The sequence below is a fragment of the Pseudoalteromonas sp. FUC4 genome (assembly GCF_008370255.1).
GTDB lineage: Bacteria > Pseudomonadota > Gammaproteobacteria > Enterobacterales > Alteromonadaceae > Pseudoalteromonas.
The window spans coordinates 392669-414105 of record NZ_SEUI01000001.1 but is presented as its reverse complement, the minus strand read 5'-3'; the positions used below and the strand labels follow the sequence as shown (position 1 = coordinate 414105).

16 protein-coding genes and 1 pseudogene are annotated in these 21437 nt (G+C 38.6%); 10 read left to right on the top strand and 7 right to left on the bottom strand.

The genetic code is table 11. From position 1 onward, the window contains the following. Positions 1–329: 329 nt before the first annotated feature. The 3 genes from EU510_RS01870 (at position 330) to EU510_RS01860 (ending at position 3779) form a co-directional block, all read left to right on the top strand. Positions 330–1643, top strand: coding sequence for a Na+/H+ antiporter NhaC family protein (locus tag EU510_RS01870; RefSeq protein WP_149592009.1), 1314 nt, complete (start codon positions 330–332; stop codon positions 1641–1643). A 132-nt stretch (positions 1644–1775) separates the two neighbouring features. Beyond that, complete coding sequence (locus EU510_RS01865) at positions 1776–2564, top strand: nucleoside-binding protein (protein WP_149592008.1); 789 nt, start codon at positions 1776–1778, stop codon at positions 2562–2564. Between the two features lie 198 nt (positions 2565–2762). Then, positions 2763–3779, top strand: coding sequence for an alpha/beta fold hydrolase (locus EU510_RS01860; RefSeq protein ID WP_149592007.1), 1017 nt, complete (start codon positions 2763–2765; stop codon positions 3777–3779). Between the two features lie 112 nt (positions 3780–3891). Here EU510_RS01860 and EU510_RS01855 read toward each other — a convergent pair whose 3' ends face one another. Beyond that, complete coding sequence (locus EU510_RS01855) at positions 3892–4689, bottom strand: M48 family metallopeptidase (RefSeq protein WP_149592006.1); 798 nt, start codon at positions 4687–4689, stop codon at positions 3892–3894. 198 nt (positions 4690–4887) lie between these two features. Between EU510_RS01855 and EU510_RS01850 the strand changes: the two genes are divergently transcribed. Then, on the top strand, positions 4888–6090 hold the full coding sequence (locus tag EU510_RS01850) for a Bcr/CflA family efflux MFS transporter (RefSeq protein WP_004335389.1): 1203 nt from the start codon (positions 4888–4890) through the stop codon (positions 6088–6090). 26 nt (positions 6091–6116) lie between these two features. Here EU510_RS01850 and grpE read toward each other — a convergent pair whose 3' ends face one another. Beyond that, a complete protein-coding gene (grpE, locus tag EU510_RS01845; RefSeq protein ID WP_149592005.1) occupies positions 6117–6728 on the bottom strand; it encodes a nucleotide exchange factor GrpE in 612 nt (203 codons plus the stop codon). A gap of 58 nt (positions 6729–6786) precedes the next feature. Next, positions 6787–7752 (bottom strand): HrcA family transcriptional regulator, encoded by a 966-nt coding sequence (locus EU510_RS01840; protein WP_149592004.1) that lies wholly within the window; start codon positions 7750–7752, stop codon positions 6787–6789. 154 nt (positions 7753–7906) lie between these two features. Here EU510_RS01840 and nadK point away from each other — a divergent pair, with 154 nt between their 5' ends. The 4 genes from nadK to EU510_RS01820 all read left to right on the top strand — a co-directional run bounded on the left by nadK (position 7907) and on the right by EU510_RS01820 (position 11533). Continuing rightward, positions 7907–8791, top strand: coding sequence for an NAD(+) kinase (nadK, locus tag EU510_RS01835; protein ID WP_149592003.1), 885 nt, complete (start codon positions 7907–7909; stop codon positions 8789–8791). Between the two features lie 77 nt (positions 8792–8868). Then, complete coding sequence (locus EU510_RS01830) at positions 8869–9426, top strand: hypothetical protein (RefSeq protein WP_149592002.1); 558 nt, start codon at positions 8869–8871, stop codon at positions 9424–9426. Positions 9427–9501: 75 nt separating this feature from the next. Beyond that, on the top strand, positions 9502–11190 hold the full coding sequence (gene recN, locus EU510_RS01825) for a DNA repair protein RecN (RefSeq protein ID WP_149592001.1): 1689 nt from the start codon (positions 9502–9504) through the stop codon (positions 11188–11190). 19 nt (positions 11191–11209) lie between these two features. After that, the gene (locus EU510_RS01820) at positions 11210–11533 is read left to right on the top strand and encodes a hypothetical protein (protein ID WP_149592000.1); all 324 of its coding nucleotides are present in this window, start codon (positions 11210–11212) and stop codon (positions 11531–11533) included. A gap of 12 nt (positions 11534–11545) precedes the next feature. Here the strand turns inward: EU510_RS01820 and EU510_RS01815 are convergent, their stop codons facing one another. The 3 genes from EU510_RS01815 to gltB all read right to left on the bottom strand — a co-directional run bounded on the left by EU510_RS01815 (position 11546) and on the right by gltB (position 18817). Next, positions 11546–12487 carry a GGDEF domain-containing protein gene (locus tag EU510_RS01815; RefSeq protein WP_149591999.1) on the bottom strand — a complete coding sequence of 314 codons (942 nt, stop codon included), beginning with the start codon at positions 12485–12487 and terminating at the stop codon, positions 11546–11548. 447 nt (positions 12488–12934) lie between these two features. Next, a complete protein-coding gene (locus tag EU510_RS01810; RefSeq protein WP_149591998.1) occupies positions 12935–14350 on the bottom strand; it encodes an FAD-dependent oxidoreductase in 1416 nt (471 codons plus the stop codon). A 9-nt stretch (positions 14351–14359) separates the two neighbouring features. Next, entirely contained in the window at positions 14360–18817 is a 4458-nt protein-coding gene (gltB, locus tag EU510_RS01805) for a glutamate synthase large subunit (RefSeq protein ID WP_149591997.1), read from the bottom strand. Positions 18818–19434: 617 nt separating this feature from the next. On the opposite strand from gltB, the pseudogene EU510_RS01800 reads away from it, so the two are divergent. Then, positions 19435–20058, top strand: a pseudogene (locus tag EU510_RS01800) (sensor histidine kinase); the annotation flags it as partial. 90 nt (positions 20059–20148) lie between these two features. On the opposite strand, the gene EU510_RS01795 reads toward EU510_RS01800, so the two are convergent. Beyond that, entirely contained in the window at positions 20149–20487 is a 339-nt protein-coding gene (locus EU510_RS01795) for a Grx4 family monothiol glutaredoxin (protein WP_004335359.1), read from the bottom strand. Between the two features lie 266 nt (positions 20488–20753). On the opposite strand from EU510_RS01795, the gene EU510_RS01790 reads away from it, so the two are divergent. After that, positions 20754–21335, top strand: a complete 582-nt coding sequence (locus EU510_RS01790) for a superoxide dismutase (protein WP_002960323.1) — start codon at positions 20754–20756, stop codon at positions 21333–21335. Positions 21336–21437: the final 102 nt, after the last annotated feature.

Below are 21437 nucleotides of genomic sequence, written 5' to 3'. Positions count from 1 at the left end.
CTTAATCTGATTTAGTTGGATCTGTTGTTGCGTACCCTGACTAATTTGCCGACCTAAACTTGCTTTGAGCAATTATTAGCCGCATATAATCGCACACCGGTAGATATTATCTAAAAGTCGTGCAATAGTCAGGTAAGCCCTTAATTAAATAATAATAACAATACCAGTTTACTTTAGCCATCTATACATTTAAACTTCTCTTTCGCGTCGATTTGGTCTTTGGCTTGCGGGCGCTGTGGTCATCTACTTTTTTATAAAGAGTGATCTACTAAATTCAGCTAAAAGAGGAGTTTTGGCTGTGGTTATATTAACTGGTTATGAGGAATACAATGCAGCCAACATTTAATAAAAACAAAGCAATTCTATCTTTGCTTCCCCTTCTTACCTTTGTAGCCCTTTTTTTAGGCTCAGGTTTATATTTACAATCGCAAGGGGTTGATTACGCTTTTTACCAGCTCCCAGCGCCGGTTGCTATACTACCCGCTATTATGCTTGCCTTTATTTTAAACAAAGGCACTGTAAACCAATGTGTAGAAACATTTATTAAAGGCGCAGGACACAACAACATTATTACCATGTGTTTAATTTATTTACTTGCTGGTGCATTTTCGGCAGTAGCAAGTGCCACCGGTGGTGTGGATGCGGTTGTAAACGCTGGCTTGTCACTTATTCCACCGTCGCTGTTATTACCAGGGCTATTTTTAATTGCTGCGGTTGTCTCTACTGCAATGGGTACATCAATGGGTACCATTGGTGCTATAGGGCCAATTGCTTATGCGGTATCCGTTAAAACAGGTATAGATCCAGCATTAATGGCCGGTACTATAGTATCGGGCGCAATGTTTGGTGATAACCTTTCTATTATTTCAGACACAACCATTGCTGCAACACGTACGCAAGGCTGTGAAATGAAAGACAAGTTTAAAGAAAACTTAAAAATAGCGGTTCCTGCTGCCGTATTAACCATTGCTTTGCTGCTTTATTTAACACCTGCTCCACAAGCAGTAGAAACAAAAGATTTTGATTTATTATTAGTGCTGCCTTATGCCTTTATTTTAGTATTGGCTGTTGCCGGTATGAACGTGTTTGTGGTGCTATTTAGCGGTATTGTATTTGCTGCGCTAATGGGCTTTACCGGCAGCTACGAAGGCGCAAGCTTTGTAAAAGATATTTACAAAGGCTTTACCGATATGCAGGAAATATTTTTACTTTCTATGTTTATTGGTGGCTTATCTGAATTTATTCGTATTAACGGTGGCCTTGATTACATTGCTCAAAAAATTCAAGCGATTACTAAAATCATTGCAAAATGGCACCGTAAAGTGGCAGATCAATTAGGTATCGCTGCGTTAGTTTTAACAAGTAATGTATGTATTGCTAATAACACAGTGTCTATTATTGTGGCCGGCCCTATTGCTAAAAAGCTTGCTGATGACGGTGAAATAACCGGTAAACGTTCAGCTAGTTTGCTTGATATTTTTGCTTGTGTAACACAGGGTTCATTGCCTTATGGCGCACAAGCGCTACTGTTAGGCGCTACGTTTAAAATTAGCCCGTGGGAAGTATCAACGTCTTCTTATTACTGTTTTATTTTGGCATTTACTGCCATTGCAGTTATTTGCTTACGCCGTAATAAAGCATAATTTAAACACCTATACTATGTTGCAGCTTAATAAGTAAGCTGCAACATATGTTAAAATAATACTCTACATATCAATCACTTTTGCTATAATGCGCGCCTTCGCGTGTCACTAAAATTATAGTTAAATACAGATATGAAATTTAAAAAATTACTTCCTCTCGTTACTTTTACATCAATTGCTTTATCGTCTTCTGCTTTTGCGGCTAATTGGAGCAGCACAGCACTACATATTAATAATGGCAACCAAAAAGACCCATTCACTGAGCAAGAGTCAGACACAACGGTTTACTCGGTTCAACATGCATCGGGTTACGATTACGGCGATAACTTCTTTTTTATCGATTACAGTAAAGACGATACCGATGATGGTTACCAAGATGCTGATTTTTATGGTGAATGGTATTCAACGGTAAGCTTATCGGCCATTAGCGGCGAAAATATTGGCGCTGGCGCATTATTAGATGTGGGCCTTACCGGCGGTATTAATGTGGCTGGCGACGCTAAAGTAATGAAATACTTGCCTGGTGTTAAATTAAGCTGGGATGTACCTGGGTTTAACTTTTTTCAAACGCTGTTCACAGCTTACATTGACGATAGTGAAGGTGTAGCAAAAGGCGGGGCTCCTATTGAAACAAATAGCTGGATGCTTGATGTAGCTTTTGAGTATCCTTTCTCTATTGGCTCACAAAAGTTTAGCTTTAAAGGCCACGCTGAATACATTGCAGAACGTGAAGATGAATTTGGTAACGATGTAGAGGCGTGGATACTCGCACAACCTATTTTAGTATGGGATATGGGCCACGCTCTTCAAATGAAAGAAAACACACTACTATTGGGTATGGAATTACAATACTGGCACAATAAACTAGGTACTGAAGTCACTGAGTCAGTACCACAAATCCATGTAGAGTGGACATTTTAAGCTTTAACGATACTCGCTTTACCCTACAATAATAAGCGAAGCTCTATTTTAGCTTCGCTTTTTTCATCTCCCAATTAAACAACTTTGAGTATGACAAAGCCTCAATTGAATAGTGCTTAAGGTTTGGTTACTATAATGAATTATTCTGAGTTTTATATATTAGAGCTCATATTATTTGTCCGTAATTGGAGTAACCAAATGTCGTCGATTAAAGTTATTTGCTTTTCTACTTTATTGTTATTAACAAACAATGCATTAGCGAGCACAACGCAAGATACCTCTTCACTTTCTTATGATGCACTTTTAAGCAGTTACCAGTACGACTTTAAAGTAAATTACTTTAACATAGAGTCTCAAAAACAGTCTCTTAAAATGGCGTATATTTACTTAAAGCCTACCAAATCCGACATGCCTACAGTTACGCTTATGCACGGCAAAAATTTTAATGCAGATTACTGGACTACCACTGCGCAATACCTGCAATCTTTAGGCTACGGCGTATTAATTCCTGATCAAATTGGTTTTGGTAAATCATCTAAACCAACTAATTACCAGTATTCATTTGCGGCTCTTGCTCACCATACTCATGCGTTAATGGATTCACTTAATATAAAAGAGTCAATTGTATTAGGACACTCTATGGGTGGGATGCTAGCGAGTCGTTTTGCATTAATGTACCCAAACACAACAAGCAAATTAATTTTACTCAACCCTATTGGGCTTGAAAACTACTTGCAGTATGTTGATTACAAAGATACCAATTTTTTCTATAAAAACGAATTTTCAAAAACGCCAGAAGGCGTAAGAAAATATCAGCAAAAAAACTATTATGATGGAAAGTGGAACGCCACATATTCAGCCCTTACAGACTTTATAACCGGGCAAATACAAGGTCCAGATAAAGAGCAAATGGCATGGGTTAACGCTAAAACATACGATATGATTTTCACTCAACCGGTAATTACTGAATTTAAGGACTTTGCCGTGCCTGTTAAATTAATTATTGGTACACGCGATAGAACAGGCCCTGGCCGTAACTGGAAAAAAGACGGTGTTGATTACGAGCTTGGTCGATATGATAAATTAGGCAAACACGCTGCAACACTTATCCCTGACGCACAATTATTTGAACTGGATAATTTAGGGCACCTGCCGCATATTGAAGATTTCGAACGCTTTAAAAATGTATTTAAACAAGCACTTGCTGCTAAATAACCATACTTAGAAACTAAAATAAAACCCCTGTAAGTATTTTACTTACAGGGGTTTTATTTTTAGTTATGCATTAATACTAAACGTATACTACTTCAAATAGTAAAGCGCTTAACTACAGTGTGCACTGTGGGTTTTTACCCTGTGCTTTAGCGGTGCTTTGCTCACTAAGTGCTTTACTCATTTGTGCTTGTAAGTCTTTAATACGACTGCTTGGCGCAGGGTGAGTTGATAAAAACTCAGGTGTTGTACCACTACCTGCTGCACTCATATTTTGCCAAAGGGTGACTGATTCTTGTGGATTAAAGCCTGCTTCAGCCATTAAATCTAAGCCAATTTCATCAGCTTCTGACTCGTGCGAACGGCTAAATGGTAAAACAACACCATACTGTGCGCCCAAACCTAGACCCTGCATAATTTCATTACGGTATTGAATGTTACCCATTTCAAGTGCTGCACTACCAAGTTGCATACCGGTATCTAAAATAGAGCTTTGTGATACACGCTCATTAGAATGTTCAGCAATTACGTGCCCTACTTCGTGCCCTAGTACTGTTGCTAGTTGGTCTTGATTGGTGGCTATTTTTAGTAAGCCCGTATGAACCCCAATGTAACCACCAGGTAGTGCAAAAGCGTTAGCCGATTCATCTTCAAATACCACTACTTCCCAATTTTGCGACGCGTATTCTTTTGGTAATACAGCGACTACTTTTTCAGCAATGCAATTTACATATGCATTTGTTTTTGCATCTTTATTAATTGGTTGGCTTTTTTTCATATCTGCAAAGCTAGCAGTACCCATTTCACTCATTTGTTGATCTGAGTAAAGTGCTATTTGAGTGCGCCCTGTTGGTGATGTTTTACAACCGGCTAAAACGGCTGTCGCTAATACTGCAAGTACTAGTTTTTTCATGGTTATTCTCTACAAGTAATTAATTTTTTATTGCTTGTAGAATAGCAAACACAGTGCCAATTTAAAATATTTGCTTTGTATACCGTTATATTAAAAAAATGCAATATGGCGATAAACTTAGCGGGCAAACTAAGTTTATCCAAATACAATGCCCTGTTACACTATAGCCCTTGTTTTTAGTGATTGTTGAGTTTATACATGGACGCCTCAGCCTCGTCTTTTAATACCCGTATTTTATTGCCTTTATTAGCCAGTATCGTGGCGATTACGCCATTGGCGATTGATATGTACTTACCTGCCATGCTGGTAATTGCAAACGATTTACACACTAATATGCCCAATGTACAAATATCGTTGAGTATTTACTTAGCGGGTTATTCATTAGGGATGCTATTTTTTGGCCCCATTGCCGATCAAATTGGCCGCCGTAAGCTCGCGCGTATTGGCTTAACTTTGTTTGGTGCAAGCTCACTTGCGCTGGCATTTACAACCGAAATCCATGCATTTTGGACTCTTCGAGCAGTGCAAGCATTTACGGGAGCGGCTGCAACAGTAGTAGTACCGGGTATTATTCGCCATATTTATCAGCAAAATACAGCTAAGGGAATGTCGTATGTGTCGATGATTATGATGGTAGCCCCGTTGGTTGCCCCCTCTGTTGGTTCGTTTATTTTAGGGTTTTCTGTTTGGTCAACCATATTTTTGGTTCTTGCTGGGTATAGCTTTTTAATATTGGCGTTTGTGCAAGTGTATTTAATAGATATACCTATTCATAAAAATGAGAAGAAAGGCCTCGCTCTGTTTTTTGACAGCTATAAAACTGTACTGAGTAATAAAGATGCACGTGCGGATATACTCAGTTCTATGTTTGTATCGTTTGGATTTTTTTGCTTTTTAACCTCAGTACCTTTTATATATTTAGATTTATATGAGGTGTCAGAACAGTTATTTGGTGTGTTATTTGCGTTTAATGTAATGGCGCTGATGTTTGGTAACTTTTTAAATACGCGAATTGTACCAAGGCTGGGATCTCGAAAAATGCTCTATATTGGGCTTGTATGTGGATTTGTATCGGGGCTGGCTTTATTAACATTTAGCTTATTGCATTTGTCACTTTATTATATTGTGGCTGCTATTGCGCCATTAATGATGAGCTTAGGTGTCACTGCAAGTAATGCTGACTCGCTAATATTAATGAAGTTTGAAAAAAACACAGGCACGGCAACGGCCGTAATTGGCACACTTCGTTTTGGTAGTGGCGCGTTAGTTGGCCCACTACTCGCTATTATGCACGCAAAAAGCGCAGTACCATTTTCAAGTTTAATGTTTAGCGCTGTACTACTTACTATGCTCGTACAGTTAATCCACTATAAAAAAGACAAAAAAAATGCCTCAATATGAGGCATTTTTTAAAACTAATAATTCAATTAAGCATCAGCAGCTTTAGAAACCATAACCATTGCAGGGCGTAATAAACGACCATTCAATGTGTAACCTTTTTGCATAACAGCAAGTACTGTATTAGGTGTTACATCGTTACTTGGTTGAATTGACATTGCTTGATGAAAATCTGGATTAAACTGCTCACCTTGTGGGTTTACGATTTCAACACCAAACTTTGCAACAGCATCGTTAAAGCTTTTAACTGTCATATCGATACCTTCAAGCAACGGCTTCAAAGTCTCGTTTTCTTTATCAGAAAACTCAATAGCACGCTCAAGATTATCAATTACAGGTAGTAATTCGTTAGCAAATTTTTCTAGTGCAAATTTATGCGCTTTTTCTACATCTTGTGCTGCACGACGACGAATGTTATCTACGTCAGCCGCAGCACGAACAACACCGTCTTTTTGATCAGCAATAGTTTGTTTAGCAGCTTCAAGCTCTGCATATAGCATAGCTATTTCTGCTTCAGGGCTTTGCTCTTCATCTGCATGTTGATCAGCGGCTTCTACTGCTGCTTCTACATCAGCCTGCATTTTAGAAATTTCTTCGTTTAATTCTACTTCTTGCTCAGGGTTTTGTGTCTGCTCAGACATAAAATACGTGCTCCAATTCTTTTCAACTGCGGTAATTATGGGGATTGAATAAAAAGATTCAAGAGTTAGATGTCTCAATTAATTTAAATTCTTGGATTATTTCTTCAATTTGCGCTGATTTAGGGCAAATTATACAAAAGCGGCTTTGGTATTCTTGATTTTGGAAGTACGGCACACTTATTACAATCAATTCATCGCACTCAGTAAAAGGTAATTTTTCGCTATTAAGTATCGATAACCCATTTTTAAAAGCGAGTTTATCTTCTACATAATTTAAAAACGAAACGCCAATATTTAAACTTTGCTCACAATCGATTTGTTTATAGAGGTAATTTTCGCCAACAACAATACTGTTATCTGAGCCTAATTTTTGGCTTAGTTGTCGCGTCCATTGATTAAGCGAATCGTGACAATTTCGAGGAGCGGTATTAGCCATAGCTTGCATACGGTATAAACCTTCCATCAAAGTTTGTTGGCTAAAGACGGTATTTAACCACGTTGCAAACTGATAACGAACAGAGTCTGACGAATCATGAGGCTTATCAATACAAATATTATGGCTCTGCCCTGCTCGGTCTATTAATAAAATAAGCCAGTCGGTAGAATCAAAATCAAGTACCTCTACTCTAAATACTAGCTGCGAGCTGGCTTGTGGCAAACCTACACAACAACACACCTGATATTTTTGGCTCAACCCATGTGCTAGTTCAACGAGTTGTGATTGTTCTGGTTGCCAATAATTAGCAATGTCAGCGAGTGGAAAAAACTCGTCAAACCAATAATCAAACCCTTCGTTTGTTGGTACTCGTCCTGCAGATGTATGAGGTGAATACAATAGCCCCACTTTTTCTAAGCGAGCCATAGCATTACGAACAGTAGCCGAGCATACTGCCATGCCTTTGAGCTTGGCAATTTTTGTTGATGGAACAGGCAAGCCTTCGCCATTACAGTACATGTTCATAACAGCTGAAAAAATTTGCTGATCTCGTGAGTTTAGTTTCATGGTATCTACATCTTGTTGCATGAAAGAGATATCGGGGCATTTAGTTGTTTTTCAAGTCGTGCTGTTAACTGACTGCGAATAAAATTGAAGGTTTATAATATTGCTATAATCTGTATTTTCAAACACTTCTGTTTTGGGTTACTCTACAATTATTAAATCTTTTTGTGCGTACATTATGGACTCTCCTTTTAATACCATAGGCCTAATTGGCAAACCTAATCACCCGGGAGCTGCTGCTACCCTTCAGCGCTTACATACATTTTTACTTGCGCTTGGTTTTGACGTAATAGTAGAAAAACGCACAGGGAGTCAATTAGACGATATCCCGCATGACAAACTTGTTAAATTAGTCGACTTAGGAGAACAAGCCGATTTAGCTATTGTTGTAGGCGGTGACGGTAACATGCTTGGTGCTGCACGCGTGCTTGCGCGCTTTAATATTGCTGTTATTGGTGTAAATAGAGGTAACCTTGGCTTTTTAACTGATTTAAACCCTGAAGGATTTGAAGCGAGCTTAGAGCAAGTCCTCAGTGGTGAGTACCTTGAAGAAAAACGATTTTTATTAGAAGTCGAAGTATATCGCCATAACGAATTAAAAAGTGCAAACTCAGCCGTTAACGAAGCTGTGCTTCATGCTGATAAAGTTGCGCACATGATTGAATTTGAAGCTTTTATAAATAATGACTTTGTGTTTTCTCAGCGCTCTGACGGTTTAATAGTATCAACCCCTACTGGCTCTACGGCATATTCACTTTCAGGTGGAGGGCCAATTTTAACGCCAGAACTAAATGCAATATCGTTAGTACCTATGTTTCCTCATACCTTATCTAGCAGACCTTTAGTGGTTGATGCCGATAACGAAGTACGCTTAAAGCTAAGCCTAGAAAATACAGATAGCCTACAGGTGAGTTGCGACAGCCATGTTGTGCTTGCCGTATTACCCGGCGATGAGGTAGTAATTAAAAAAGCGGATAAACAATTGCGCTTGATTCATCCAAAAAATTACTCGTACTACAACGTTTTACGTACAAAACTAAATTGGGGTAGTCGTTTGTACTAATTTTATTGCCAAATTTAGCACTATAAAGCAAAATGGCGGCTTAAAATAACAATCAACTAATTTAGGAACGAGTAGCAATGACTTGTGTAGTATTCTTTGCTTTACTGCTATTAATTACGCTTTTATACAGTTATCTCAAAATTGAGAGTAATCGTAAAAAAGCGATTGAAGCTAGAAAAAAACTATTTAATGAACGTGTTTTGCATGTAAATATACGCCTTAAAGCAAAACTTAATGAGCTACTTGACGCTAAAATAATTCGCCCAAAATATATTTCACGTATTCAAGCTATTGTCAGTAATTTCTTTGTTGTTCAATCACATACAGATGAGAACTTGCAACAGCTTGAAGACACCGCCGACCTATTAATTAACACACTGTCCAGCGAGTTAATTAAAACTAATCAAACAGATATAATTCAACCATTGATTGATAATATACAGTACTTTGTATCTGAGTTACCTCAGCAAGGAATTTTATATAATAAGAGCTTTTATCTAAATACCTTACCTCCTCTCATTGCTCTGCTTAAAACTGAAGAGATCGCACAAGCCACTGATATTATTGAAGATCAAGTTGACACCTCTCCCAAAACGTCTAATACACAGTTTAATCAAGATGTAAGCGTTGCGTAAATAATAAAAAATTAATTTGCAAAAAACCAAAACACTGTATAAATTAACAGTCAATTGACTGGATGGATAAACAGTATGTTAATTGGTTTAGAAATTAAAAACTTTGCAATTGTAAGTAATTTAAGCACAGAATGGCGCAGCGGTATGACCGCGATCACAGGTGAAACAGGTGCGGGCAAATCTATTGCTATAGATGCCCTATCACTGTGCTTGGGTGAGCGCGCTGAAGCATCAGCAGTGCGTCCAAGCTCTGATAAAGCAGAAGTATGTGCACAATTTGACTTAACAAATTTACCGCTTGCTCAAGCATTTTTAGAGCAACATATGCTAAACAATGGCGATAATGAATGTTTATTACGCCGTGTTGTTTGCAAAAATGGCCGTAGTAAAAGCTATATTAATGGCAGTGCAGTTACTGCATCACAATTAAAAGAGCTTGGTCAATATTTAATATCTATTCATGGACAACATGCCCACCAATACCTATTAAAAGCTGAACATCAGTTACAACTTTTAGATGCCTACGCAGGCCATCACAATTTAGTAAACTCAGTAAATAAAAGCTATAAACAGTTTGCTAACTTACAAAAAGAATTTAAACATTTAGAGCAACAACAGCAGCAACAAGCAGCGCAAAAGCAATTGTTAGAGTATCAAGTTGCTGAGCTTGATGAATTTGCCTTACAAGAAAATGAGTTTGATTTAATTGAGGCTGAGCATTACAAACTAAGTAATAGCCAAACGATATTAGAATCGTGCCAACGTGAATTACAACACTTGTATGAAAGTGATGAGCAAAATGCTTGTTCATTACTACAGCATAGCGCTCAACAATTTACTGAACTGGCTCAATATGACGAAAGTTTAGCAGGCGTAGCAACCCTCCTTAGTGAAGCCGCAGTACAAGTTGAAGAAGCAAGCCGCGAAGTGCGTAATTACACTGAGCAAACAGATTTAGACCCTGCCCGCTTAGGTGAAGTAGAGAATAGGTTAAGTGGTGCGATGGATTTAGCACGCAAGCACCATATAAAGCCACAGCAATTGGTTGAATTTCATCAATCAATTGCTCAAGAGCTAGAGTCGATAAGTAATAATAGTAATCGCTTAGAGCAACTAGAGTCAGAAATAGAAAACGCGTTACTTACTTATAAGCAAGCGGCTGATCAGCTAAGTAAAAGCCGCTGCGAGTATGCTAATACACTTAACACACTAATAAGTGAAAGCATGGCTAATTTATCAATGGAAAACGGTGTTTTTGAAATATCCCTAACTCAAGAAAGTAATCGTACACCAAACTGCTTAGGCTTTGATAACGTCTCGTTTTTAGTATCAACTAATCCGGGGCAGCCACTTCAACCATTAGCTAAAGTAGCATCAGGTGGTGAGCTTTCTCGTATAAGCCTTGCTATACAGGTAATTATTGCTCAAAAAGTAACAACTCCAACACTTATTTTTGATGAGGTTGATGTCGGTATATCAGGCCCTACTGCATCAGCTGTAGGTAAATTATTACGCCAGTTAGGTAAATCTACCCAAGTGATTTGTGTTACTCATTTACCACAAGTAGCTAGTAGTGCGCATCAGCAGTTTTTTGTAGCTAAAGAAATATCACAAGGGGAGACGTTTACTCATATGCTGCCTTTGAATAAAGATGGCCGTATTAATGAAATAGCCCGTTTACTTGGTGGCGACAATGTAAGCAAAACCGCTAAAGCAAATGCTAAAGAACTAATAATGGCTCACGCTCAATGTGTTAGTAAATAACGTCTTCAAGGATTAAATAATGCACAATATCTTAGTTGATTTTTGTATAATTTTAAGCTGGTTGTTATTAGTACTAAGCACCTGTTTAATTATATTTAGTAAATATAAACATACTTGTTTTAAACAACGTTTATTTAGCTTTTTAAATAGCTTTTTAGTTTTTCAACTAGCCGTTGTGGCCTATTACTTTTCTAACGAAAAGGTAAGTGGGCTAAGTGATTTAAGCATTAGTTATTGGGCTTTAATAACAATGCAAGTTACGTGTAATGTAGTTTGTTATTTGAGCGTAAAACGCAGAAAAGCTAAAATAAAGCCATCCCTTGATTCGTTTTCAATGGACTAATTCGCATAACAATTAAGAGGAGCAAGTTCTATTTTTTCCTTGCTCTTTTGCTTTATAAAGTAGTTCATCAGCTAACTTAATATCTAGGTCGATAGAACGCTCAACGCCCGCTGAGATTGCACCAATACTTATTGTTAACTTTACACTATGTGAAAGCTGTTTCACTGCTGAACTTTTAAGAGAATGATGGATTTTTTCTGCAATTTTTTCTGCATCTTCAATGGCTGCATTTGGGATAGCAATTAAAAACTCTTCACCGCCCCATCGTGAAGCAATCGCATCTTTGGGGATACTTCTCTCAAACGTTTTAGCTAAGTGAATAAGTGCTTCATCTCCAAAATCATGACCAAATTGATCATTAATTTTTTTAAAATTATCTACATCAGCTAATAAAATAACGAATGGAATATGATTTTTTGTTAGTTCAGTTTTAAAAGTAACCAGTTTATTCATAGCATAACGGCGGTTTGGCAGATTTGTGAGTGGATCTATAGTGGCTAGAAATTCATTTTTTTTACTTAAAGCGATTAATTTACTGCTGTACTTTTCTCTTGAGAACTCATAGTAACCACTCAGCGATGCGACAATTATAAAAGCGAGTATAATTCTAATCGGAAACTGTTCAGGGTTATAGTCGTATATATTAAATGTATCAGCGCAATAGAAACCGAGAACAATCGCCGATAAAAATAAAACAATATCAAACGTCCCTCGTTTAAGCCCTCGAATTGAGTAAGTAACAGGAGAAACTACAAATATCCATATAGGCCCTGTACCTTGTGCTCCTCCTGTAAGTACCAGATAAAACATCAATGCATATAGGTTATATAAAACTACAGTTGCAGACTTCTCTACACCTCTGCCTATATTAAACGCCGATAAGTAAACAAACGAAGAAACAACCAAAGTAAATGCTAATAAATAGCTGTTGTTAATAGATGCCAAGCTAGCCATCGAAAATGTAGCTATAAACCCTGTCGAAGAGAAAAATCGAACAATGAGCTTCCTTTCTGAATTGTTTGAGTATTCGTACATAATTTCTATTTATTTTATTTATATATAAAAGCCAACTTATAGATAAAAAGTAAGCAAACCGTAAACAGCATGGGATAATGAACCTACTTTATATTTAAATCAACTACTAAGATTGTTATTTAGGCTGATAACTGTATGTATATTATACATCTCTTATCCTCTGTTTTGTATAAATACTGATATTGTGGTGTAGAAACCAAAAATGTTTAAAATTCACTTAGGAGTGATAGGTACTATATGGAAGCAACAGATGATATTAATATAGTACCGTTTGTTACTCATTACGTTGATATTACATTCTAATAAAACAAATAAAAAAGCAAGCCACATGGCTTGCTTCTAAAATTTTTTATACAAAATAAACAATTAAACTTTTAAGTAATCCATAATACCTTCTGCAGCATTACGTCCTTCAAAAATAGCGGTTACCACTAAATCTGAACCACGCACAATATCGCCACCAGCAAATATTTTAGGGTTCGTTGTTTGATGTGTAAATTCACCTTGTTCTGGTGCATTAATGCCGCCCCAGTGGTTTATTTCTACATCGTATTTTTCTAACCAACCCATTTTGTGAGGCTGGAAACCAAATGCCATAATAACTTGGTCAGCTTCTATCACATGCTCTGAACCAGGTACTTCTTCAGCACGACTTCTGCCTTTTGCGTCAGGTTCACCTAATTTAGTTTTAACCATTTTAACGCCGGTTACTTTACCTTTATCGTTCAATACAATGCCTTTAGGCTGAACGTTATAGGTAAATATAACGCCTTCTTCTTTGGCGTTTTTAACTTCGCGTTTAGAACCTGGCATATTTTCTTTATCACGGCGATAAGCACACGTTACTTTTGCTGCATTTTGACGAATAGACGTACGTACACAGTCCATCGCCGTATCACCACCACCAAGTACAACTACTTTTTGGTTAGCCATATCAATACACGGCTGCTTAGTCTCGTCATAGCCCATCACACGGTTAGTGTTACCAATCAAGAATGGGAGTGCATCGTGAACACCTGGTGCATCTTCATTTTCTAGACCTGCACGCATACTTTGATACGTGCCAACTCCTAAAAACACGGCGTCGTAATCAGCTAAAATTTGATCAAGCGTAATATCAACACCTACTTCAACATTTAACTTAAACTCCACGCCCATTTCAGTGAAAATTTCACGGCGCTTTTGCATCACTTCTTTTTCAAGTTTAAAAGAAGGAATACCAAACGTGAGTAGTCCACCAATTTCTGGATGACGATCAAACACGACTGGTTTTACGCCGTTACGAACTAAAATATCAGCACACCCTAAGCCAGCTGGGCCTGCACCAATAATAGCCACTTTTTTGTCGGTCCAAGTTACATAAGACATATCAGGCTTCCAGCCCATTTTAAATGCCTCATCGGTAATATACTTCTCAATATTACCAATTGTTACAGCACCAAACTCTTCATCTAATGTACACGAGCCTTCACACAAGCGGTCTTGTGGGCAAACGCGACCACACACTTCTGGTAAACTGTTTGTACGATGTGAAAGCTCAGCTGCTTCTATAATGCGACCTGTGCGTATTAACTTTAACCATTGTGGAATGTAGTTATGTACTGGACATTTCCACTCACAGTATGGGTTACCACAATCTAAACAACGGTCAGCTTGTGAGTTAACCTGATTCTCTGAAAAGGGTTCGTAAATTTCTACGAAAGATTTTTTACGTGACGAGATTGGTTTTTTGCGTGGGTCTACACGCTGCACGTCTATAAATTGATATACATTTTCGCTCATACTGCCCCCTTATTGCGCCTGAACACGTAGTTCGGCACTACTGCGAGCGCGATGCCCGAGTAAACTTTTTACGTCGCTTGATTTTGGTTTTACTAATTTGAACATCGGTAAGTACAGTTCAAAGTTAGCTAAAATGCTTTCTGCTCTGCACGAACCCGTAAGCTCTAAATGCTCAGCAATTAAGCCTCGTAAATGCTCTTGATGCGACGTTAATTCGTCTAGTGTTACTATTTCAACAAGCTCTGGATTGATGCGTTTTTCAAAATCATTTCGCTCATCTAAAATATAAGCAAAACCACCAGTCATGCCCGCGCCAAAGTTAACACCTACATTACCAAGTACACACACAACGCCACCGGTCATGTATTCACAACCGTTGTCACCTACACCTTCAACAACCGCTTGCACACCTGAGTTACGTACTGCAAAGCGCTCACCGGCACAACCCGCTGCAAACAGTTTTCCGCCTGTAGCGCCGTACAAACATGTGTTTCCAGCAATGGTTGCTTTATGGCTTTCAAAAGATGAGCCAAGTGGTGGACGAATCACTAACTTACCACCAGCCATGCCTTTACCTACGTAATCGTTAGCATCGCCAACCAATGTCATTTCAAGACCACCGGCATTCCAAACACCAAACGATTGACCCGCAGTACCGTATAGTTCAATTGCTACAGGGTCTGCCGCCATACCTTGATTACCGTGTTTATCAGCAATATAACCCGAAAGCATTGCACCTACAGAACGGTCAGTATTGCAAATACGACTCACAAGCGAGATACCGCTAGACGTATCGATTGCCTCTTGCGCTTTAGCTAATAAACTTTCGTTTAACTTACCTAGGTAATGCGAACTGTTAGGCACACTACAATAAAGCGTTTCGCCTGTTGGGTTGTTCGGCTGAGCAATAACAGACGATAAATCAATTTTCTTCTGCTTCGCAGTTTTGCCTTCAATTTCTTCTAATAAATCTAAACGGCCAATTAAGTCAGTTAAATTTGCAACGCCTAGGCTAGCCATAATTTCACGCGCTTCTTGCGCTATAAACTTAAAGTAGTTCATCGCCATTTCTGGTAAACCGTGATAATGCTTTTGACGAAGTGTTTCGTCTTGTGTAGCAACACCGGTCGCACAGTTATTTAAGTGACAAATACGTAAATATTTACACCCAAGGGCGACCATTGGACCAGTACCAAAGCCAAAGCTTTCAGCACCTAAAATTGCCGCTTTAATAATATCTAAACCTGTTTTTAAACCACCATCTGTTTGCAGACGAATGCGATGACGAAGGCCATTTTCAACTAGTGCTTGCTGTGTTTCAGCAAGTCCAAGCTCCCATGGGCTACCTGCATATTTAACAGAAGTAAGTGGGCTTGCACCTGTACCGCCGTCGTAGCCAGAAATAGTAATTAAATCGGCATATGCTTTAGCAACACCTGTTGCAATGGTTCCCACACCTGGTTCTGAAACCAATTTTACAGAAATAAGTGCTTTAGGGTTTACTTGTTTTAAATCAAAAATTAGCTGTGCTAAATCTTCAATTGAGTAAATATCGTGATGAGGTGGTGGCGAAATTAACGTAACACCTGGTACCGAATAACGAAGCTTAGCAATATACGGCGTTACTTTTTCACCTGGTAATTGTCCACCTTCGCCTGGTTTTGCACCTTGCGCTACTTTAATCTGAATAACGTCAGCACTGCGTAAGTAATGAGGCGTTACACCAAATCGACCTGAAGCGACTTGCTTAATACGCGAGTTTTTCTCTGTACCGTAGCGCAGTTTATCTTCACCGCCTTCACCCGAGTTTGAACAACCACCTAAGCGGTTCATTGCAATTGCTAGCGCCTCATGCGCTTCTGGTGATAACGCACCAATACTCATAGCTGCTGAGTCAAAACGCTTGTATAGGTTTTCTGCAGACTCTACTTCATCAATGCTTATACCTTGCTCTGGTAATTTAAGCGCTAACATATCGCGCAAAGTCGCAATTGGACGATTATTAACTAAATCAGCGTACGCACTGTAGTCTTTATAATCACCTGATCGAACCGCTTTTTGCAGGGTTTGAATAACATCTGGATTATAAGCATGATACTCACCACCGTGAACGTACTTAAATAAACCACCGTGGCTTAATAATTTACGCTTACTTAAAGCAAGTTTGTGCAAACTTTGCTGATCGTCATCAAAGTCGGTAAAGCATGCACCTTGTATACGACTTGCAACGCCTTTAAAGCACATTTCAATAATCGCATCAGATAATCCCACCGCTTCAAACAACATTGAACAACGATAAGACGCAACCGTACTTATGCCCATTTTAGACATAATTTTGTATAAGCCTTTATTAATGGCTTTACGATAAGCAAGGGTCACTTCGCAATACGACTTATCAATAATTTTGCTGTCGCTCATCGCAACTAACGATTCATACGCAAGGTATGGATAAATTGCCGTAGCACCAAAACCTAATAGCACAGCAAACTGGTGCGCATCTCGCACGCTGCCAGTTTCAATGATAATGTTTGATTCACAGCGCAAGTTGTTATCAACTAAGCGTTTTTGTACCGCACCTACAGCCATAGCTGCTGGAATTGGTAAATTTGTTTCATCAAAGTTACGGTCAGTTAAAATTAGCATGATACAGCCCGCATCTGCTTTTTCTTGTGCTTGGTCACAAATACGCGTAACCGCGTTTTCTAAACCTTCTTCAACTGTGTAGGTAATATCAATTTTACAGTAGCTGTAATGCGCTTCATCAGCATTTAATAGCTGCTGCATGTCTGCGTACATTAAAATTGGCGTATCAAACTGTAGGCGCTTAGCATGGCCTGTTGTTTCGTTAAATACGTTTTGCTCACTACCAATACAGGTTGCAAGCGACATTACATGGTTTTCACGTAGTGGATCGATAGGTGGGTTTGTTACTTGCGCAAATTTTTGGCGGAAGTAATCATAAAGTGAACGATGCCCTTCACTAAGCACAGCAAATGGCGTGTCATCACCCATTGAGCCTGTCGCTTCTTGGCCGTTTTCACCCATTACACGAATAACGCTATCAAGCTCTTCGTTGGTATAACCAAACATTTTTTGATATTTAGCTAGCGTTTCGTCATCAAATGAGCGATTACCAGCGTCTTGCTCAGTAAGATCTTCAAATGGAACTAAACGTTTAACATTTTCTTCAAGCCATGACTTGTAAGGATGGCGAGATTTTAAATCTTGATCGATTTCATCTGAATGCCAAATTTTACCAAGTTTAGTATCAATAACTAATAATTCACCAGGACCAACACGGCCTTTTTCGACTACTTCATCGGCAGTGTAATCCCAAATACCCACTTCTGATGCGAGGGTAATAAAACCATCTTGCGTAATTACATAACGTGCTGGGCGAAGTCCATTACGGTCAAGGTTACACGCCGCAAAACGACCATCCGACATAACAATACCTGCCGGGCCATCCCATGGTTCCATATGCATAGAGTTAAAGTCGTAAAATGCACGTAAATCATCATCCATTGCACGGTTTTTCTGCCATGCAGGCGGAACGAGCATACGCATAGCGCGGAATAAATCCATGCCACCAGCTAAAAATAGCTCAAGCATATTATCTAGGCTTGATGAATCAGAACCGGTTTCGTTTACAAACGGCGCTGCGCTTTGTAAATCAGGAATAAGCGGTGACGCAAACTTATAAGAACGTGCGCGTGCCCACTGGCGGTTACCTTCAATAGTATTAATTTCACCATTGTGTGCTAAATAGCGGAAAGGTTGAGCTAAAGGCCAACGCGGCTGAGTATTAGTAGAAAAGCGCTGATGGAAAACACAAATCGCACTCGTCATACGAATATCAGCTAAATCTAGGTAAAAATTAGGTAAATCCGCAGGCATCATTAAGCCTTTATAGATAGTTACCAAACCAGATAGACTTGCGATATAGAAAGCTTCATCATCAACAATGCGCTTTTCAGCGCGGCGGCGTGCTACATATAAGCGACGCTCTAAGTCTTTAGAACGCCAACCTTCTGGCGCGCTAACAAAAATTTGTTCAAAACCTGGTAATTGCTGTACAGCAATAGGACCGAGCATTGATGGGTCGGTTGGCACAACACGCCAACCTAAAATATTTAGCGTTTCTTTTTCTAATTCTTCGCTAAGTATTTGTTTTGCAGCTTGTGCTAAAACAGGGTCTGAATTTAAAAATATCATACCCACTGCGTAGTTTTTACCTAAGTGCCAATTATGTTCACTGGCAATTGCACGGAAAAAACTATCTGGTTTTTGTAATAATAAACCACAGCCATCACCTGTTTTACCATCGGCAGATATACCGCCACGGTGCTGCATGCGATCAAGCCCCGTAATAGCAGTACGAATAAGCCTATGACTAGCCTGACCATTAACTTGGGCTATTAAGCCAAAGCCACAATTTTCTTTTTCTAACTTTGAGTCGTATAACATAGACCCTCCCCTTGCTGCACTGTTAGCGTGGATGAACTGCTCGACGATTTGCTAACAGACGGACAAAACTAGCCTCTATCTTAAATAGAGTCAATAGCACTTTGAATACATATTCACATTCTTGAATATTTCTCACTTCATAGCAAGATTTCTTTTTATCATTATTTTTAACATTTAGCGTTATTTTAACCACTATTTTTTCATGACACTGGTGTCAAGTTTAACATATTGTAAAAAACACAGGCGTTAAAGACTGCAGCTTACGTAAACGTAAAGGCAAGCGAGAGTGAATAAGTATTCAGCGCATGAAAGTCTATTCAGTTAACATTTAGATAGTTTTATACTATTTCATTACTTTAATGGCTTAACATCCCCGATTATTGCTGCTCATTAGTATAGTTATGAAAGTTCATGTCCTTTTTTGTACATTAATAGTGAATTTTTATTTAAAGCGGTGTCCGATGTAGGCACAAACTTTAAAGCCTAGAAACCAAAACGCTTTAAACATATAGCCCATAAAGAGGTTACAAATCTAAAAGTAAAGACTGAAGACATGCTTGCCCTATTATAAAATATTGAGTTGATAAAAGGATTAAAGTAACAGAAGCTTCTACTTTATATATAAAAAAGTAATACGCATTGTTAGCCACGAATTAAATAATTCACTCGGCCCTATGTCATCCATGCTACACAGCGCACAATTGCTCGCAAATAAAGTTGATGAGCCTCGTCTTGCCCGTGTATTTGCAACTATTGATGAGCGAATTAGTCACTTAACTGAATTTGTACAAGGCTATGGCAAGTTTGCTAAATTACCTCAGCCACAAAAAACACAGGTTAACTGGCAAAACACCCTCTATAATTTAAAAAACCACTGGCAATTTAGCTACGAAATAAAAAATTCACACAATGAATTACAAGCTGATCAAACACAACTCGAGCAGCTACTCATAAACCTATTAAAAAATTCACACGAGTCAGGCTCCAACGCCAATGAAATACATATTCAGGTCGAGTTTGTACCCCAAGCATGTGTTATAAATGTAAGTGACTGCGGCAAAGGAATGAGCGAGCAAGTAATGGCAAACGCTTTAATGCCCTTCTATTCAACAAAAAGTACGGGGAGTGGTTTAGGGCTAGCTTTATGCAGAGAAATAGCAGAAGCGCACCAAGGGCATATAAGTTTACATAACAAAATAGAGGGCGGCTTAAACGTACAAGTGAGCCTTCCCTATTCGTAAATTCACAAAAATTAAAAACAACAAAGCCACTTAAAAAGTGGCTTTGTGCTTAAAGAGCTTAATAACCTGATAGCAGGTTGAGTAATAAAATTACTCTGCGTCAGCTTCTTTATATTTTGCAGCAGTTTCTGTAATTAACGGCTGTAATTCACCGCGTTGAAACATTTCGATAATAATGTCACAACCACCGACTAATTCGCCATCTACCCAAAGTTGTGGGAATGTTGGCCAATTTGCGTATGCTGGAAGCTCAGCACGAATGTCTGGATTAAGTAAAATATCAACGTATGCAAATGGTTCACCACATGACATTAACGCTTGCGATGCTTGTGAAGAAAAACCACAATTTGGTAATTTTGGCGACCCTTTCATGAAAAGGATTATTGGATTTTCTGAAATTTGCTGTTTAATTTTATCAATGGTTTCCATCTACAACCTCAAAGTAACGATAGCTAAATATATTTAGGTCTTGAAAATAACTCATCGTGACCACAAATATATAACTTAAAATGGGCAAATAAAGCCGCAATTGAAATAGTCTTTCGCAATAGCATTGCTGTTTGCTTAAACTTGAGTAAAATACTCAACAATTATAGTAACACTATATTACCGCTTGGTATAGGTAACTGGTCTGTTTCAACGGGCATTACGTATTACCAAATGGACTATCAACCAAAGAAGATGGAGATAAAAAAATGGCATTTGAACTACCGTCACTACCATATGCAATCGACGCACTTGAGCCACATATTTCAAAAGAAACGCTAGAGTTTCACCATGGCAAACACCACAACACATACGTGGTTAAGCTTAATGGTTTAATCCCTGGTACTGAGTTTGAAAACAAATCTCTAGAAGAGATCGTATGTTCATCAGAAGGCGGTGTATTTAACAACGCAGCACAAATCTGGAACCATACTTTTTACTGGAACAGCTTATCTCCAAACGGCGGCGGCGAGCCTACTGGCGCAGTTGCTGATGCAATCAACGCTAAATGGGGTTCTTTTGATGCGTTTAAAGATGCATTAAATGACAAAGCAGTAAATAACTTTGGTTCAAGCTGGACGTGGTTAGTTAAGCTTGCTGATGGTTCACTAGACATCGTTAATACATCTAACGCTGCTACACCATTAACTGATGATGGCGTTACTCCAATCCTTACAGTGGATTTATGGGAACACGCTTACTACATCGATTACCGTAACGTTCGTCCAGATTACCTTAAAGGTTTTTGGTCGCTTGTTAACTGGGAATTCGCGAACGCTAACTTCGCTTAATTAGCCTTTAAACGCTAATGTAAAAAAGACGCTTAGGCGTCTTTTTTTGTTTCTTGTTTATCACACCTAAGCGCCTCATCATTTAATAAAACGCTTTTAGTA